Annotated in this window: 15 protein-coding genes; 7 read left to right on the forward strand and 8 right to left on the reverse strand. The window is 65.9% G+C overall.

The genetic code is table 11. The features are described 5' to 3' along the window. Positions 1-15: 15 nt before the first annotated feature. Both EBMC1_RS00130 and EBMC1_RS00135 read right to left on the reverse strand, forming a co-directional pair. Positions 16-414: an acyl-CoA thioesterase gene (locus EBMC1_RS00130; protein ID WP_003038684.1), complete on the reverse strand. Its 399-nt coding sequence runs from the start codon at positions 412-414 to the stop codon at positions 16-18. A 172-nt stretch (positions 415-586) separates the two neighbouring features. After that, the gene (locus EBMC1_RS00135; protein ID WP_003038686.1) at positions 587-1837 is read right to left on the reverse strand and encodes a threonine ammonia-lyase; all 1251 of its coding nucleotides are present in this window, start codon (positions 1835-1837) and stop codon (positions 587-589) included. Positions 1838-1896: 59 nt separating this feature from the next. On the opposite strand from EBMC1_RS00135, the gene EBMC1_RS00140 reads away from it, so the two are divergent. The 4 genes from EBMC1_RS00140 to EBMC1_RS00155 are packed head-to-tail and all read left to right on the forward strand — an operon-like array spanning position 1897 to position 6807. Continuing rightward, on the forward strand, positions 1897-2775 hold the full coding sequence (locus EBMC1_RS00140) for an NAD(P)-dependent oxidoreductase (protein WP_040589033.1): 879 nt from the start codon (positions 1897-1899) through the stop codon (positions 2773-2775). Beyond that, positions 2772-4418, forward strand: a complete 1647-nt coding sequence (locus EBMC1_RS00145; RefSeq protein ID WP_003038690.1) for an amidohydrolase — start codon at positions 2772-2774, stop codon at positions 4416-4418. Before EBMC1_RS00140 ends, EBMC1_RS00145 begins: the two co-directional genes overlap by 4 nt. Then, entirely contained in the window at positions 4418-5656 is a 1239-nt protein-coding gene (locus EBMC1_RS00150; protein ID WP_003038691.1) for an NAD(P)/FAD-dependent oxidoreductase, read from the forward strand. The genes EBMC1_RS00145 and EBMC1_RS00150 overlap by 1 nt, the downstream gene beginning before the upstream one ends. After that, positions 5653-6807, forward strand: a complete 1155-nt coding sequence (locus EBMC1_RS00155; RefSeq protein ID WP_003038693.1) for an alpha-hydroxy acid oxidase — start codon at positions 5653-5655, stop codon at positions 6805-6807. The genes EBMC1_RS00150 and EBMC1_RS00155 overlap by 4 nt, the downstream gene beginning before the upstream one ends. A 49-nt stretch (positions 6808-6856) precedes the next feature. Here EBMC1_RS00155 and EBMC1_RS00160 read toward each other — a convergent pair whose 3' ends face one another. Both EBMC1_RS00160 and EBMC1_RS00165 read right to left on the reverse strand, forming a co-directional pair. Then, a complete protein-coding gene (locus EBMC1_RS00160; protein ID WP_003038694.1) occupies positions 6857-7621 on the reverse strand; it encodes a TorF family putative porin in 765 nt (254 codons plus the stop codon). A gap of 277 nt (positions 7622-7898) precedes the next feature. Further along, positions 7899-8654 carry a TorF family putative porin gene (locus EBMC1_RS00165; protein ID WP_003038697.1) on the reverse strand — a complete coding sequence of 252 codons (756 nt, stop codon included), beginning with the start codon at positions 8652-8654 and terminating at the stop codon, positions 7899-7901. Positions 8655-8934: 280 nt separating this feature from the next. Between EBMC1_RS00165 and ispG the strand changes: the two genes are divergently transcribed. Further along, entirely contained in the window at positions 8935-10086 is a 1152-nt protein-coding gene (gene ispG / locus EBMC1_RS00170; protein WP_003038699.1) for a flavodoxin-dependent (E)-4-hydroxy-3-methylbut-2-enyl-diphosphate synthase, read from the forward strand. 101 nt (positions 10087-10187) lie between these two features. Here ispG and EBMC1_RS00175 read toward each other — a convergent pair whose 3' ends face one another. After that, a complete protein-coding gene (locus EBMC1_RS00175) occupies positions 10188-10793 on the reverse strand; it encodes a hypothetical protein (protein WP_156000809.1) in 606 nt (201 codons plus the stop codon). Positions 10794-10963: 170 nt separating this feature from the next. On the opposite strand from EBMC1_RS00175, the gene EBMC1_RS18235 reads away from it, so the two are divergent. Together EBMC1_RS18235 and EBMC1_RS00180 are read left to right on the forward strand one after the other, a co-directional pair. Further along, a complete protein-coding gene (locus tag EBMC1_RS18235) occupies positions 10964-11209 on the forward strand; it encodes a hypothetical protein (protein WP_156000812.1) in 246 nt (81 codons plus the stop codon). Positions 11210-11305: 96 nt separating this feature from the next. Continuing rightward, positions 11306-11800, forward strand: coding sequence for a GNAT family N-acetyltransferase (locus EBMC1_RS00180; RefSeq protein WP_003038703.1), 495 nt, complete (start codon positions 11306-11308; stop codon positions 11798-11800). Here EBMC1_RS00180 and EBMC1_RS00185 read toward each other — a convergent pair. The 3 genes from EBMC1_RS00185 to EBMC1_RS00195 form a co-directional block, all read right to left on the reverse strand. Further along, a complete protein-coding gene (locus EBMC1_RS00185) occupies positions 11789-12895 on the reverse strand; it encodes a S41 family peptidase (RefSeq protein ID WP_003038705.1) in 1107 nt (368 codons plus the stop codon). The two genes, EBMC1_RS00180 and EBMC1_RS00185, sit on opposite strands and share 12 nt — an antisense overlap. A 117-nt stretch (positions 12896-13012) precedes the next feature. Then, entirely contained in the window at positions 13013-13213 is a 201-nt protein-coding gene (locus tag EBMC1_RS00190; RefSeq protein WP_003038707.1) for a hypothetical protein, read from the reverse strand. A 51-nt stretch (positions 13214-13264) separates the two neighbouring features. Further along, a complete protein-coding gene (locus EBMC1_RS00195) occupies positions 13265-14401 on the reverse strand; it encodes an acyltransferase family protein (RefSeq protein WP_003038709.1) in 1137 nt (378 codons plus the stop codon). Positions 14402-14422 lie beyond the last annotated feature (21 nt).

Raw genomic sequence — 14422 nt, forward strand, 5'->3', positions numbered from 1 at the left:
GCACGGCCGGACCGCTCAGCGGTCGGCCCGAAAGGGGGCGACGATCGCGTCGGTGACGCGCAGCGGACGGCCGCTTGCCTTGTCGAGCAAGGCCCACACGGTGCGCGCGCGCACATGCACCGTGCCGTCCGCGCCGGTGAATTCCATGAAACGGTCGAACTTCGCGCCCTGCGGCTTGTCGGCGACCCAGGTGCGCGCCGTCACCGTCTCACCGGGGCCGAGCGCGCGCAGATAGTCGATCTCGTGCCGCACCACGACCCAGATATAGGCGTCCTTGTGGCTCTGCGGCGCCGCGGCGTCCCAATGTCCCGTCGCGACCTGCTGGATCCACTGGACCCAGACCGCATTGTTGACATGGCCGAGCTCGTCGATGGCGTCGGGCGTAGCGGTGAGGGAGAGCGTGAAGTCTTTCATCGCGGCACCATAGCAATCCCCTCCCGCAAGCGGGAGGGGCAGTGAGACTTGCGAACTTGTTCGCTAGTCGCAACGGGGTGGGCAAGAACGCGGCGTGGCTGGCCCACCCCGCTGCGGCTAGGCAGCAAGCTGCCAAGCCTCGCCGTCCCTCCCGCTTGCGAGAGGGGAAAAATCAGGCCAGTTCCACCGTCGTGACCATATAGCCCGCATCGCGCAGCGCCGAGACGAGGCTGTCGAGATGCTCCTTGTCGCGCGCCTCGCATTCGATGTCGGTGATCAACCCCTTGGCGGGCAGCGTCGTGAAGATGCGCTGGTGATAGATTTCGATGATGTTCACCTGCTTTTCGTTGAACACCTCCATCACCTTGAACAGTGCGCCGGGGCGGTCCTGCAACCGGATGCGCAGCCGCGCGATGCGGCCCGATCGCGCAAGGTCGCGCAGCAGCACGTTCGCGAGCAGGCGCGTGTCGATATTGCCGCCGGTCAGCACCAGGCCGACCTTGCGCCCGGCGAATTCTTCCGGATGCGCGAGCATCGCTGCGAGGCCTGCCGCGCCCGCACCCTCGACCACCGTCTTCTCGATCTGGAGCAGCAGGCTGACCGCGCGTTCCAGATGGCGTTCGGCGACGAGCACGATATCGTCGTTGAGTTCGGCGACCAGCTTGCGCGTATAGCTTCCCGGTTCCTTGACCGCGATGCCCTCGGCCAGCGTATCGCCCTCGCACGCCATGTCGACGCCGTTCAGCTCGGCATACATCGACGGGTAAAGTTCGGCCTGCACGCCGACGAGGCGCATGTCATTCTTGATCCCGCGCGCCGCGGTGCCCATGCCGGCGAGCAGACCGCCGCCGCCGATCGGCACGATCAGCGTATCGAGTTCGGGCACATCCTCGAGCATTTCGAGCGCGACCGTCCCCTGCCCCGCGGCGACGTGCGGATGGTCGAACGGATGGACGAAGGTCAGCCCGCGTTCCGCCTCCAGCTCGCGTGCATGGGCGTAGGCATCGTCGAATTTTTCGCCGAACAACACGATCTGCGCGCCGTGGCTCGCGGTCTGCGACACTTTCACCTGCGGCGTCGTGCTCGGCATGACGATGGTCACGGGCACGCCGAGCCGCTTGCCATGATAGGCAAGGCCCTGCGCATGATTGCCCGCCGACGCCGCGATCACGCCGCGCGCCTTCGCTTCGTCGCTGAGCAGCAGCAGGGCGTTGAGCGCGCCGCGTTCCTTATATGCCGCGGTGAACTGCAGATTTTCGAACTTCAGCCACACCTCGGCGCCGACCAGTTCGGACAGCGTCTGCGACTTCAGCGTCGGGGTGCGGACAACCGCGCCCTCAATTCGTCCCGCAGCCGCGCGCACATCGTCCAGGTTTATCGCCGGAAAATCGGCGGCGGCGGTCAGGATGGATTGATCGGTCATAGCGGCAAGCCCCCTACCCTATCTGGCGCCGCGCGCAAACCATGGTTATGGACCGCGGCATGAGCGAAGAAAAATTGCGCATCGCCTTCATCGGCACCGGCATCATGGGCGGCCCGATGGCCGGCCATCTCGTCAAGGCCGGTCATGCCGTCACCGTCTATAACCGCACCCGCGCCAAGGCCGACGCCTGGGCGGCGGATTATGGCGGCCAGGCAGCGGACAGCCCCGCCGCCGCCGCCGCGGGCGCCGATGCGGTGTTCGCCTGCGTCGGCAACGACGACGATCTCGCGGCGGTGACGCTCGGCGACGACGGGGCCTTCGGCGCGATGAAGTCCGGCGCGGTCTTCGTCGATCACACGACCGTCTCCGCCCGAATCGCCCGGCGCCTGGCCGAAGAGGCCGATGCGCGCGGCCTGCTGTGCGTCGATGCGCCGGTCTCGGGCGGTCAGGCGGGCGCGCAGAATGGGGCGCTGTCGATCATGTGCGGCGCCAGTGACGCCGCCTTCGCCGCCGCCGAGCCCCTGATGCGCGCCTATGCCGCGCGCATCGTCCATATCGGCGGGCCGGGCGCGGGCCAGACGACCAAGATGGTCAACCAGATCGCGATCGCCGGCGTTCTCCAGGGTCTCTCCGAAGCGCTGCGCTTCGCCCAGGCATCGGACCTCGACACCGACAAGGTGTTCGAGGCAGTGTCGGGCGGTGCCGCGGCAAGTTGGCAGATGCTCAACCGCTGGGGCACGATGGCGAAGGACGAATATGATTTCGGCTTTGCGGTCGACTGGATGCGCAAGGATCTGGGCCTCGCGCTCGACGAAGCCCGCGTCAACGGCGCGACGCTTCCCGTCGCGGCGCTGGTCGATCAATTTTATGCCGAGGTACAGGGCGCAGGCGGCGGCCGCCTCGACACCAGTTCGCTCGTGACGAGGTTGCCGAAATGAAGCGCCTAGCCCTAACCGTCATCGCCCTACTGCTCGCTGCACCCGCGCAGGCCGATACGCTCGTCGACAATGTCAACGGCATCACGCTCGACAAGGACGGCAAGGTCGTGCGCTTCACCGGCATGGTGATCGGCACCGACGGCAAGGTGAAGCAGCTCCTCGACCGCAAGGACAAGCGCCCCGAACGCCCCGATTTCAAGGAAGACGGCAAGGGCCGGACGCTGATCCCGGGCATGATCGACGCACACGGCCATCTGATGGGCCTGGGCCTGTCGCTCATGCTGCTCGACCTCTCGGACACGCGCTCGCTGGCCGAGGCACAGGCGGCGATCAAGAAATATGCCGACGAAAACCCCGAGCTGCCGTGGATTATCGGACGCGGGTGGAATCAGGAAAAATGGGGATTGGGCGGCTTCCCGACCGCGGCCGATCTCGACGCGGTTGTCCCCGACCGGCCGGTCTGGCTCGAACGCGTCGACGGCCATGCCGGATGGGCCAACAGCGCTGCGATGACGGCAGCAAAGATCACCGCCGCGACCAAGGCGCCCGAGGGCGGCCGGATCGAGATGGTGGACGGCAAGCCCGCCGGCGTCTTCGTCGATGCCGCGGTCGCGCTGATCGACAGCGCCAAGCCCAAGCCGCTCGCGCGCGACCTCGATCGCGCCTTCCTCGCCGCGCAGCAGCAGTTGCTCGCCCAGGGGATCACCGCGATCGCCGACATGGGCACGACGATCCAGGAATGGCAGGCCTATCGCCGCGCGGGCGACAAGCACCAGCTTGCGATCCGGATTCTCAGCTACGGCGGCGACATCGACAATATGGCGCTGATCGCGGGCCCGGGGCCGACCCCGTGGCTCTATGACGACAAGCTGCGCATGGTGGGGGTGAAGCTCTATCTCGACGGCGCGCTCGGGTCGCGCGGCGCGTGGCTCAAGGCGCCCTATTCCGACGCGCCGGGCCAGAAGGGCCTGCCGCTGCTGACCCCGGCGCAATTGCGCAACAAGATGGTCCGCGCCTCGATGGACAAGTTTCAGGTCGCGATCCACGCCATCGGCGATGCCGCCAATGCCGAGGCGCTCGACGCAATCACCGATCTCACTGCCGATCTGCCCGGCGAACGGCGCTGGCGGATCGAACATGCGCAGATCGTCGATCTCGCCGACATCCCGCGTTTCGCCAAGCTCGGCGTCATCGCGTCGATGCAGCCGATCCACCAGCCGTCGGACCGGCTGATGGCCGAAGCCCGCCTCGGGCCTGAACGGCTGAAGGGCGCCTATGCGTGGCGCAGCATGGAAAATGCCGGCGTCCGCCTCGCCTTCGGGTCGGACGTGCCGGTCGAAAGCGCCAACCCCTTCCCCGGCATCGCCGCCGCCATCTCGCGCACCGACGCGCAGGGTCAGCCGTTCGGTGGCTGGCATCCCGAAGAGGCGGTTTCGCGCGAGACCGCGCTCGACGGCTTCACGCGCAGCGCCGCCTATGCCGCCTTCGCCGAGGACCGGCTCGGCACGCTGATGCCGGGCATGCGCGCCGACTTCCTGATCGTCGACACCGACCTGCTGCTCGCCAGCCCCGAGGACATCCGCAAGATGGTGCCGCTCGAAACCTGGATCGGCGGTTACCGCTATTACAAGAAGGGCGGCTGATGGACCGACGGCGTCTGCTCGGCGCGCTCGCCGCGGCGCCCGCCGCGCTGGCGCTCGGCGCGGCGGCGAAAGAACCGAAGCGCAAGGATCCGCCGCAGCCGCGCGCATCGAAACGGCGCAAGGGTGTCAAATCGCCGGACAAGCATGTCGATGTCGCGATTGTCGGCGCCGGCGCGGTCGGGGCATGGACCGCGTGGCATCTCGTCCGTCAGGGCCTCGATGTCCGGCTGTTCGATGCCTATGGCGCCGGGAACGGCCGCGCCGCTTCGAACCTCCCGACCATGCTGTGCGATCCCGCGCAGGCGGGCGACGCGCTCTACGCCGATCTCGCGCACGACAGCCTGCCGCTGTGGCAGCGCCTGTCCGACAGCGCCAGCCTGCCGATCGTGACGCCGTGCGCCGCGGTCACCACACTGCTGCCGACCGACGGCGCCGACGAGCCGCCGGGCCCCGACCGCACGACCGGGCACAAGCTGCGCAGCCGCTTCGGCGCGATCGGCTGGCGCGACGAGGAAGCGGCTCTCGTCGCCGATAAGGCCGCGCTTCTCGCCGGCCGCCGCGCCATTCTCGAAACCATCCTCGACGCGCAGGTCGATGTCGAAGACGTCGTCATGCCCGCGCCGCTGTTCGACAAGAAGCGCGACCTCTATATCCTGCCCGACGGCGGCACCGCCCGCAGCATCGTCTATGCGACCGGTGCGTGGCTGACCGAGCTTTTTCCACAGATATTGACGCCCGCACGGCTGTCGGCGGTGCGCTACCAGCTTTTTCACGTCGGCCCCGGTCAGGGCGATGTCCAGTATCGCCCGCCCGCAATGCCCGCGCTAGTCGACCGCGCTTACGGCTTCACCCTGCTCCCCGACATCGAGGGGCGCGGGGTGCGCGTGTGGAAAAACGCCCCCGATGCAACGGTCGATCCCGACAGCTTCGACCGCCGCGTCGACGATGCCGCGCTGGCCGCGGTGCGCCAGTGGCTCGCGGGCCGCGTCCCGCATCTGGCCGAGGCTCCGGTCGTCGCGAGCGCCGCCGCGCACGACTGCCGCACGATCAGCGGCGAATTGCTGCTCGACCGCGTGCCCGGCCACGCACGCGCCTGGCTCGCCGGCGGCGCGACTGGGCGTGCCTTCGCGCTCGCCCCGGCCATCGGCGCGCGTATCGCGGCGCACATCGCCGACCCCGCGCGCGCGATCGAACCGCGCTGGGCGCTCGCCCGCCTGACTGGAGCGACCACGACATGAAGCTGACCGACTGCCACAATATCGACGACTTCCGCGCGCTGGCGAAGCGGCGGCTGCCCTGGCCGGTGTTCGACTATATCGACGGCGCCGCGGATGACGAGGTGACGCGTCGCCGCAACCGCGCCGCCTTCGACCGGTGCGACCTCATCCCGCGCGTGCTGGCCGGCGTCGAATCGATCGACATGAAAACGACGCTCTTCGGCCGCGAGATCGCGATGCCGCTCTTCCTGTCACCCACCGCGCTCCAGCGCCTGTTCCACTGGCAGGGCGAGCGGGCGGTGCTGCGCGCTGCCGCCGATGCGGGGACCGTCGCCGGCATATCGAGCCTCGCGACGATCGGCCTCGCCGAAGCGGGCGCGCTGACCGACGGCCCCAAACTGTTCCAGCTCTATGTCCATAAGGATGAGGGGCTCAACCATGCGATGCTCGAGGCCGCGCGCGCGGCAAAATTCGACGCCGTTGCGCTCACCGTCGACACGATCGTCGGCGGCAACCGCGAACGCTGCCTGCGCTCGGGCTTTACCTCGCCGCCGCGCTTCACCGCGTCGAACATGCTGAGCTATGCGATCAAGCCCGGCTGGGGCCTCAACTATGTCTTGCGCGAAAAATTCAGCCTGCCCAACCTTGCGACCCACGTGTCCGAAGGGTCGAGCGTGCCGAAATCGGTCGCCGAATATTTCACCACCATGCTCGACCAGAGCCTCGACTGGAAACGCGCCGAGGCGATCCGCAAGGCGTGGGACGGTCCCTTCTGCCTGAAGGGCATCGTCGCAGTCGAGGATGCACGGCGCGCCGCCGACATCGGCGCGACCGCGATCATGGTGTCGAACCATGGCGGGCGCCAGCTCGACGGCAGCATCGCGCCCTTCGACGCGCTGGCGGCGATCGTCGATGCGGTCGGCGACCGGGTCGAGGTCATCTGCGACGGCGGCATCACCCGCGGGACGCATGTGCTCAAGGCGCTGTCGGTCGGGGCGAAAGCCTGCTCGGGCGGCCGGCTCTATCTCTATGCACTCGCCGCGGCGGGCGAAGCGGGGGTGGCGCGCGCGGTCGCGCTGCTCCGCGCCGAAATGGAGCGCGGCATAAAACTGATGGGCGCGAAAAGTCTCGCCGACCTTGGGCGCGGCAATCTGCGCTGGCATTCCGAATAGAAGAAGAAGGAGGGGGCGGCCTCCCCCCGAAGGCCGCCCCTGCCCGGCGTCAGAAAGACGCGCCGAGCGAAAAGACCACCGCGCCGTCGGCGCCGATCGCTTCCTTGTACCCGCCGGCCTTGGGCTCGTCGGTGTTCACATAGCTGACGCCGAAGGTCAGCATCTTGTACGAAGCCGTCGCACCGACCGACCAGTCGAACACCTTGCCGTCGAAACCGCCGGGGAAGGCGTCGCTCCACGCATGGCCAGCATGCGCGTTCAGCGCCAGGGGCGTGCCCGGGATCTCGGCGGCGAGTTCGCCGTGCAGGTAAAAGGCCGACGATTTGGCACCGGGCGCGCGGCTCGGGTCCTGCAGATTGCCGAGCGCCGACTGCTTCCACGCATAGTTGACGCCGACCTTCGCATTCACCGGGCCGACATCGGTCGACAGATTCAGATAGGGTTCGAAAAAGTCGGCGCCCGACCCGCCATGCTGCGGATAGAGATAGTAAAGCAGGCCGCCGTCGACCGTCACGCCGCCGACATCCTTGCTGTAACCCGCGAACAGGTCGACCTCGGTGTTACCGGCGAAGCTGACGCTCGACGCCCAGGTGCCGGCGTAAAAGCCGCTTTCGTGAGTCACGGTGATGCCGCCCTGGATCGCCGGGTCTTCGCTGCTCTGGGTGAAGCCGCGGAAGCGATAGTCGGATACCAGCGTCACGCTGCCCGAAATGGTGATCGGATCGGAGGGCGCTTCGTCCTGGGCGAAAGCGGTGGCGGGAAGCGCGGAAGCCGCAAGGGCAAGGCCCAGGCACGCGCGGGAGAGAGTCTTCATGGGTTGATCCCCTTAACAAGGTAAAATGGATCGTCCCTGCCTGCCGCAAGACAGCCGAAGTCTTTGCTCCGGTCGGCCGTGCATGGCGCCTCTCTCCGACAATTTGCTGCGGCGCACAAACAAAAAAGCCGCATCCGGCACGATAAGGCGCGGATTGCGACTTTTATGCAACAGGTCGTTGCGCATATCCGGTTTCAACGGAAACAATATTACGCAAACGGGCGCCAACCCGCGGTCGGCGCCCGTGCTTTACCGTCGGCCCGATCGGGCCGCGCTGTCAGAAGGCGACGCCGACCTTGAAGACGACGGTCGGGTCATACAGCGTGTCGACTGCCTTGATCCCGGTCTTCTTGATGTCGGTATCGACATAGTGGACGCCCAGATTGAAGATGCCCGCGGTCAGCGTGGCGCCGACCGTCCAGTCGAGATAATCGCCGCCGGGCGCTCCCGCGCTCAGCGAACCGCTCGTGTACCCGAGCGACGCATCGACCGTCACCGGCGTATTCGGAATCCCCGACGACAGGCCCATGTTCAGATAGATATTGTCATCGCTGCCGAGCGACTTCTGGCTCGGCGCATAGGCGACGGTCGCGGTTGCCGACACGGGACCGATGTCGTGCGACAGCTTGCCGATGATCTCGACATAGTCGACCGGGCCGAAGGCATCCTTGCCGTCGGGATACCAATAATAGGTCGCGCCGATGTCGACCGAGGTGCCGGGGGCGACTTCGCCCGACCAGCCAGCGTAGAGATCGACCTCGACCTTGCCAAATTCGTCGGTCTTCGGCAGGCCCGATCCCCAGACGCCGGCATAAAGCCCGCTCTCGTGGCTCAACGTGATCGTCGGCTGCACCTCGACCTTTTCGTTCGACAGCGAAATGCCGCGGAAACGATAGTCGGACACCAGGTCGACCCCGCCCGATACGGTGATCGGACCGCTAGGCGCGTCGGTCGCGTCCTGCGCCATGGCCGGCGTCGCCATCGCCGATGTCGCGAGCAGCATGCCGAAGCACGCCTTGGTAAGAAATTTCATTGGGTGAGCCCCCCTCTCATCGATATTGAACCGAAACCGTCCATCCTGCGGTTCCCGCCCGATCCTCTCCCGATGCTCTTGTGGCCGGCGCGTGGTCAGGAACGCGCGGAAAATTGCGCAACATGCGGCAGCGCACAATTGAAAACTGCACAAATGTTACATTCGCCGCCACACTGTGTCTTTCCCGCCACAAGCGCGACCGCGGCCCACAGGCTTTGCCAAGCCGCGCGCGCGCGGCTAAAGGAGGCGCATCCCAGCCTCTCCTCACCGGACCCGTTTCATGAGCGATCACAATCCCGGCCTGCGCCCCTGGCGCGACATTGCGCGGCGCGACTGCCGTCAGATCATGGTCGGCAACGTCCCCGTCGGCGGCGGCGCGCCGATCACCGTGCAGACGATGACCAACACGCCGACGAGTGATCCCGTCGCGACCATCGACCAGATCCGCCGCTGCGAGGATGCGGGCGCCGACCTGATCCGCGTCTCCTGCCCCGATACCGACAGCACCGCGGCGCTCGGCAAGATCGTCCGCGCCGCGCGCATTCCGATCATCGCCGACATCCATTTCCACTATAAGCGCGCGCTCGAAGCCGCCGACGCCGGCGCCGCCTGCCTGCGCATCAATCCCGGCAACATCGGCTCGTCGGAGCGCGTCGGCGAGGTCGTCCGCGCCGCCAAGGCGAACGGCTGCGCGATCCGCATCGGCGTCAATGCGGGCAGCCTCGAAAAGGATCTGCTCGAAAAATATGGCGAGCCCTGCCCCGAGGCGCTGGTCGAAAGCGCGCTCGACCATATCAAGCTGCTGCAGGACCACGACTTCCACGAATATAAGGTCGCGGTGAAGGCGAGCGACGTCTTCCTCGCCGTCGCCTCCTATATGCAGCTCGCCGAAGCGGTCGATTGTCCGCTCCACCTCGGCATCACCGAAGCCGGCGGGCTGATCGGCGGCACCGTCAAATCGGCGCTCGGCATCGGCAACCTTCTCTGGGCCGGGATCGGCGACACGATCCGCGTCAGCCTGTCGGCCGAACCCGAAGAGGAAGTGCGCGTCGGCTATGAAATCCTGAAATCACTGGGCCTGCGCACGCGCGGCGTCCGCGTCGTCTCCTGCCCCAGTTGCGCGCGTCAGGGCTTCGACGTCATCCGCACGGTGCAGGCGCTCGAAGACGCGCTCCAGCACATCAAGACGCCGATGTCGCTCTCGGTATTGGGCTGCGTCGTCAACGGCCCCGGCGAAGCGCGCGAAACCGACATCGGCATCACCGGCGGCGGCAACGGCAAGCATATGGTCTATCTCTCGGGCGTCACCGACCACCATGTCGAGGACGCCGACATGATCGCGCACATCGTCAAACTGGTCGAAGCCAAGGCGGCCGCGATCGACGCCGGCAGCGCGGTGAGCATGGACGTGACGCACGGCAAGGCGGCGTAATCCGCCACGACAGCCGCGCGGCGATTTCGGGGTGGGAAGGGACAGGTGGCCCTTTCCCTTTTCGCCATCGACGACAGACCGGAATGGGGTGGGGAGCGGACCTACTCAGCGAACGCTTCGTTCCCGATAAAACCTAGCTCAAAACCCGCAACCGAGGCGGTTGCCATCAGGCACGATATTGCCTCGTCGTCTTCGGCTCTTGGTGGCAGGGGAATCTTTCGAAGCCATTCGGGACTGATAGTGCGGGGGCCGTATTCTGATTGCAGAGCGCCCTTTGCGGCGGGCCCACAAAACATCTCCATCTCTCTCGAGAATGCTACTTCATCCGTTACGCCGGCTCGAAACTTTGGCACCTTATCAAGAAGGTCCCGCGAGGACAGCCAATCGACGGCGTGATCTTGATAAACTGCTGAATATTTGGCCGCTCTTATCTCATCGAAAGCTTTCTGAAGCTCCGGCTGCAACTCGACATCGTGATATCCGGCAGCGGTTTCGATGCAACGGAGCTGCGCTTCCGTCGCATCACGAACGGAGAGAACATAGGACTGCAGTAGATCGTCATATCGGATATCGACTGCGCCTGTGCCACATTGGGTGATTTGCTCAGCGGCGGCTTGCGGGCTGGTTAACGCAGCACGCTCCAGTCCGTCAGAAACCATCGATGACCACAGAACAGCTATCGAAAATATCGTCGCCGAGTAGCTCATGACTGGTAGCATCGCATGCAAGATCAATGTCCGCAATCGGTCGTTAGCCGACATTCGATCCAGATCGGCCGCGAACGGCGACTTTGGGGTCGGAAGCGGGCGTTAACGCATGTGTGGCTATAACGCTTATGACATCGAGATAGGCCCTCCGCACATAGGATCAGAGAGCAATGAAAGTTTATGGGACGGATGTGAACGCAAGCAATCCAGTGGAAGAAACTGGCGTATCGGAACTTAGAGAAGCAACCCTCGTTGTGTCCGTCGAAGATTTGAAGATGATCTCTGAATTTTTTACCGCTTGCTATGATGAGTATTGCGAGAATCCCGAATGGGACCACAAGCACCTCATCGATTTCGCCTACAGGTCGAGATATCAAGGGCCTGATATTATCGTTTATGGCTCGCGCAGCGAATAATAGGAAATAAGCGAGGTAAGTCCGCTATCTGTCGCTTCCCGATGTCGACCTCCCCCGAAAATTGACAACCGCATCGGCGCCCGACAAAGCGCCGGCATGACCCTTGCCATACGCCCCGCCACCCGCGCCGACCTGCCTTTGATCGCGGGCCTCATTCGCGCGCTCGCCGACTATGAAAAGCTTGCCCACGAAGTGCGTTTCGATGACGCCACGCTCGGCACCAAGCTGTTCGGCGAACGCCCCTATGCCGAAGTGGTGATCGGCGAAGTCGATGGCGTGCCACAGGGCTTCGCGCTCTTCTTTCACAATTTTTCGACGTTCGAGGGGAAGCCGGGCATCTATCTTGAAGATTTGTTCGTCCGTCCCGAAGCGCGCGGCGCCGGACTCGGCAAGGCGCTGCTCGCGCATCTGGCGCGGCTTTGCGTGGAGCGCGACTGCGCGCGGCTCGAATGGTCGGTGCTCGACTGGAACGCCCCCGCCATCGGCTTCTACCAAAGCCTTGGCGCGCGGATGATGGACGAATGGACGGTGATGCGCGTCGACGGCGACGCGCTCCCCGCCCTCGCCCGCGCTGCGCCGTCAGCCGCCTGACGCACCGGGACGGCGGCGCCGCTCCATCGGCCAGCTCGGCATGTGCGCGTCGGACAGGCGCTTCGCCTCGCCCGGCGCAATCCCCAATTCGGTCAGCGCGCGCTCCAGCGCCGCCGCAGCCGGAACCGCGATATCGGGCTGCACCCCGGCGCCTTCCCAATCCTTCCCCGTCGCCGGATCATAGGTCCGCCCGACCGGGATGAAGGCGGTAAAACCACCGCCCAGTTCCTCGCCGCGCCCGAAATGATTGGCGCCGCCGGTCGGCGCGCCGATCAGCACCCCGCGCCCGCTCGCCTTCATCGCCAGCGCGAAATGTTCGGCCGCCGACGCGCTCGCGCCGGACGTAAGCACATAGACTTTCGCCTGCGCCAGCCGCGGGTCGCCGTTCGGCGTCGCCCAATGTTCACGCGTCACCATGGCCGGATCGCCTGCGACCAGCCGCATCGAAGGGATGCCGTCAATCGGCGAGCCGCCTTCGGCGTCGACCGATGCCCGCGTCGCCATCGCGACGAGCCGCGTCGGCTTGGCGAACAGCCAGGGAAAGATGACGTCCATCTGCTCGATCCCGCCGCCATTGTGCGACCTTATGTCGAAGATGATCGCCTTGGCGTCGGCGTGATCGGCCATGAACTGCGCCGCCGCCTGCGTGACCGCCGCGTCGTCCGGAAAGACGTTGAAGCGGATGAAGGCGATACCCGGCGCGATCCAGCCGGGCTGTTCGATCGCGGGCTTTTGCGGGCGCGGCGCGGCGGGCGTTCCAGCCGCCGCATCCGCGCTCTCGGGCGGCTTCACGCGCAGATGCCCGTCGGGCGACACGCCCTGCACCGTCGCGCCCAGCGCCTCGGCGAGCGCTGCGCCGGCCAGGGGGGCATAGCGCCCCGCCGCAATCCCGGCGCGCAGGGCGGCGGCGTAACGCTTGCCGATATCGGGATAGACATAATTGGCTTCGAGCTGCGCGGCATAATGTTCGGCGACGACGTCGGACGGCACCGCCGCACCGGCATCGGCCGCCATCGCGGCGGATGCCGGCAGCATAAGTGCCGCGGGGCTCGCCGCGAGCAGCAGCAGCGACAGGGGAAAACGGCCAGGCATCATATCGGTCTCCATCGAAAGGATATTCGGCGCGACCGGTCCCCGTCCGGCGCCGCGCCGTCCGACGAAGCTGTATCACATCTGCAATACAGATCAACTACAATTGTAGTCGATTGATGATCAGGCGCGTTTACGCCCCAGCCAGATCAGCACGACGCCCAGCACCGCCAGGACTGCGCCGTTGCGCGTCCACACGATGTCGCCCAGCATGAAGCTGCTCGCGGGCCAGCGCACGATGTCGAGCCCCTGCAATACCCACAGCAAACCCATCAGCACCATCGCGACCCCGACGATCGCCGCCAATCCTCTCACGATCTGCATGTCAGCCTCCCCTTTTTCTTGCAGGGAAGCTGACACAAAGCCGCGCCGCTGTCACGCGCGGCGCTGAAGCCCGATGAGCGGCCGCAGCCAGTCGATCCGCCGTCCGCCGAGATAAAAGGCCCAGCATCCTGCGACTGTCGCCGCGACGAGGATCAGGAAGGCCGGCAACGCCGCGACACGCCCCTGCAACAGCCACCAGCCGACGACGACAATGATCGTCTGATGGACGATGTAAAAGGGGAACACCGCCTCGGCGAGCATGGCGCGCCGTGGATGGTCGCGGTTCGCAAAGCGGTCGGCAATGCCGATCAGCGCGACGATGGTCGCCCAGCCCTGCACCAGCCGCACGACCATGAAGATCGTCACGATTCCCGCCGGGGCCGGGCCTTCGTCCGGCGCGCTCCACATCGCCCAGGCGATATAGCCATAGGCGGCGACCGCGAGCGCCGCCGCCGCCGGCCAGCAGCGCGCGACGCTTTCGAAAAGCACCGGGCGCTCGCGAAGTAGCCAGCCGATAAAGAAGGGCACGAGGGAATGGAGATGGTTCGGCCCGTCGTCGACCAGCGCGTGCGTCTCGCGATAGCCAGGAAAGGCGAACAGGATGGCGAGCCACACGGCGAGCGGCGCAATCAGCAACCCCCAGCCGCCAAACAACCGCGCCGCACCATCGGCGATCTTGGTCCGCGCCCGATCGGGCACCAGCACAAGAGCCGCGACCGCGAGCAGCGTGTAAGCGAACAGATAGACGACGAACCACAGATGCTGCCACGTCGGCAGCACGATCCCGTCGAGCGTTCCGAAGCGGAAATAGTCGTGGACCCAGAAGTAGCCGAAACCTTGCGCATAACCATGCTGGGTCGCCAACTCGATCCACGGCTGCACCGGAATGACGACGATGATCCCGAAGGCGAGCGGGATCAGCAGCCGTGCGCTACGCGACCGCAGAAATGCCCCCGCCCCGCCGAGCTTGGCGAACAGCGCGGCGCTGGCATAACCCGACACGAGGAACAGCAGCGGCAATCGCCAACTGTTCGTCGCCATCATCGGGATTTGCACCCAGTCCATCGGATGCGGCGTTTTGACATGCCACCCCCAAGGCACGAAATACATCCCGATATGATAGAGGATGAGCAGCGCGAACGCGCCGATGCGCAACCAGTCCATCCCATAATGCCGTGTCGTCACCATACCCAAATCTCCTTTGCCGGG

Source organism: Sphingopyxis sp. MC1, from assembly GCF_000371385.1.
Classification (GTDB): Bacteria; Pseudomonadota; Alphaproteobacteria; order Sphingomonadales; family Sphingomonadaceae; genus Sphingopyxis; species Sphingopyxis terrae.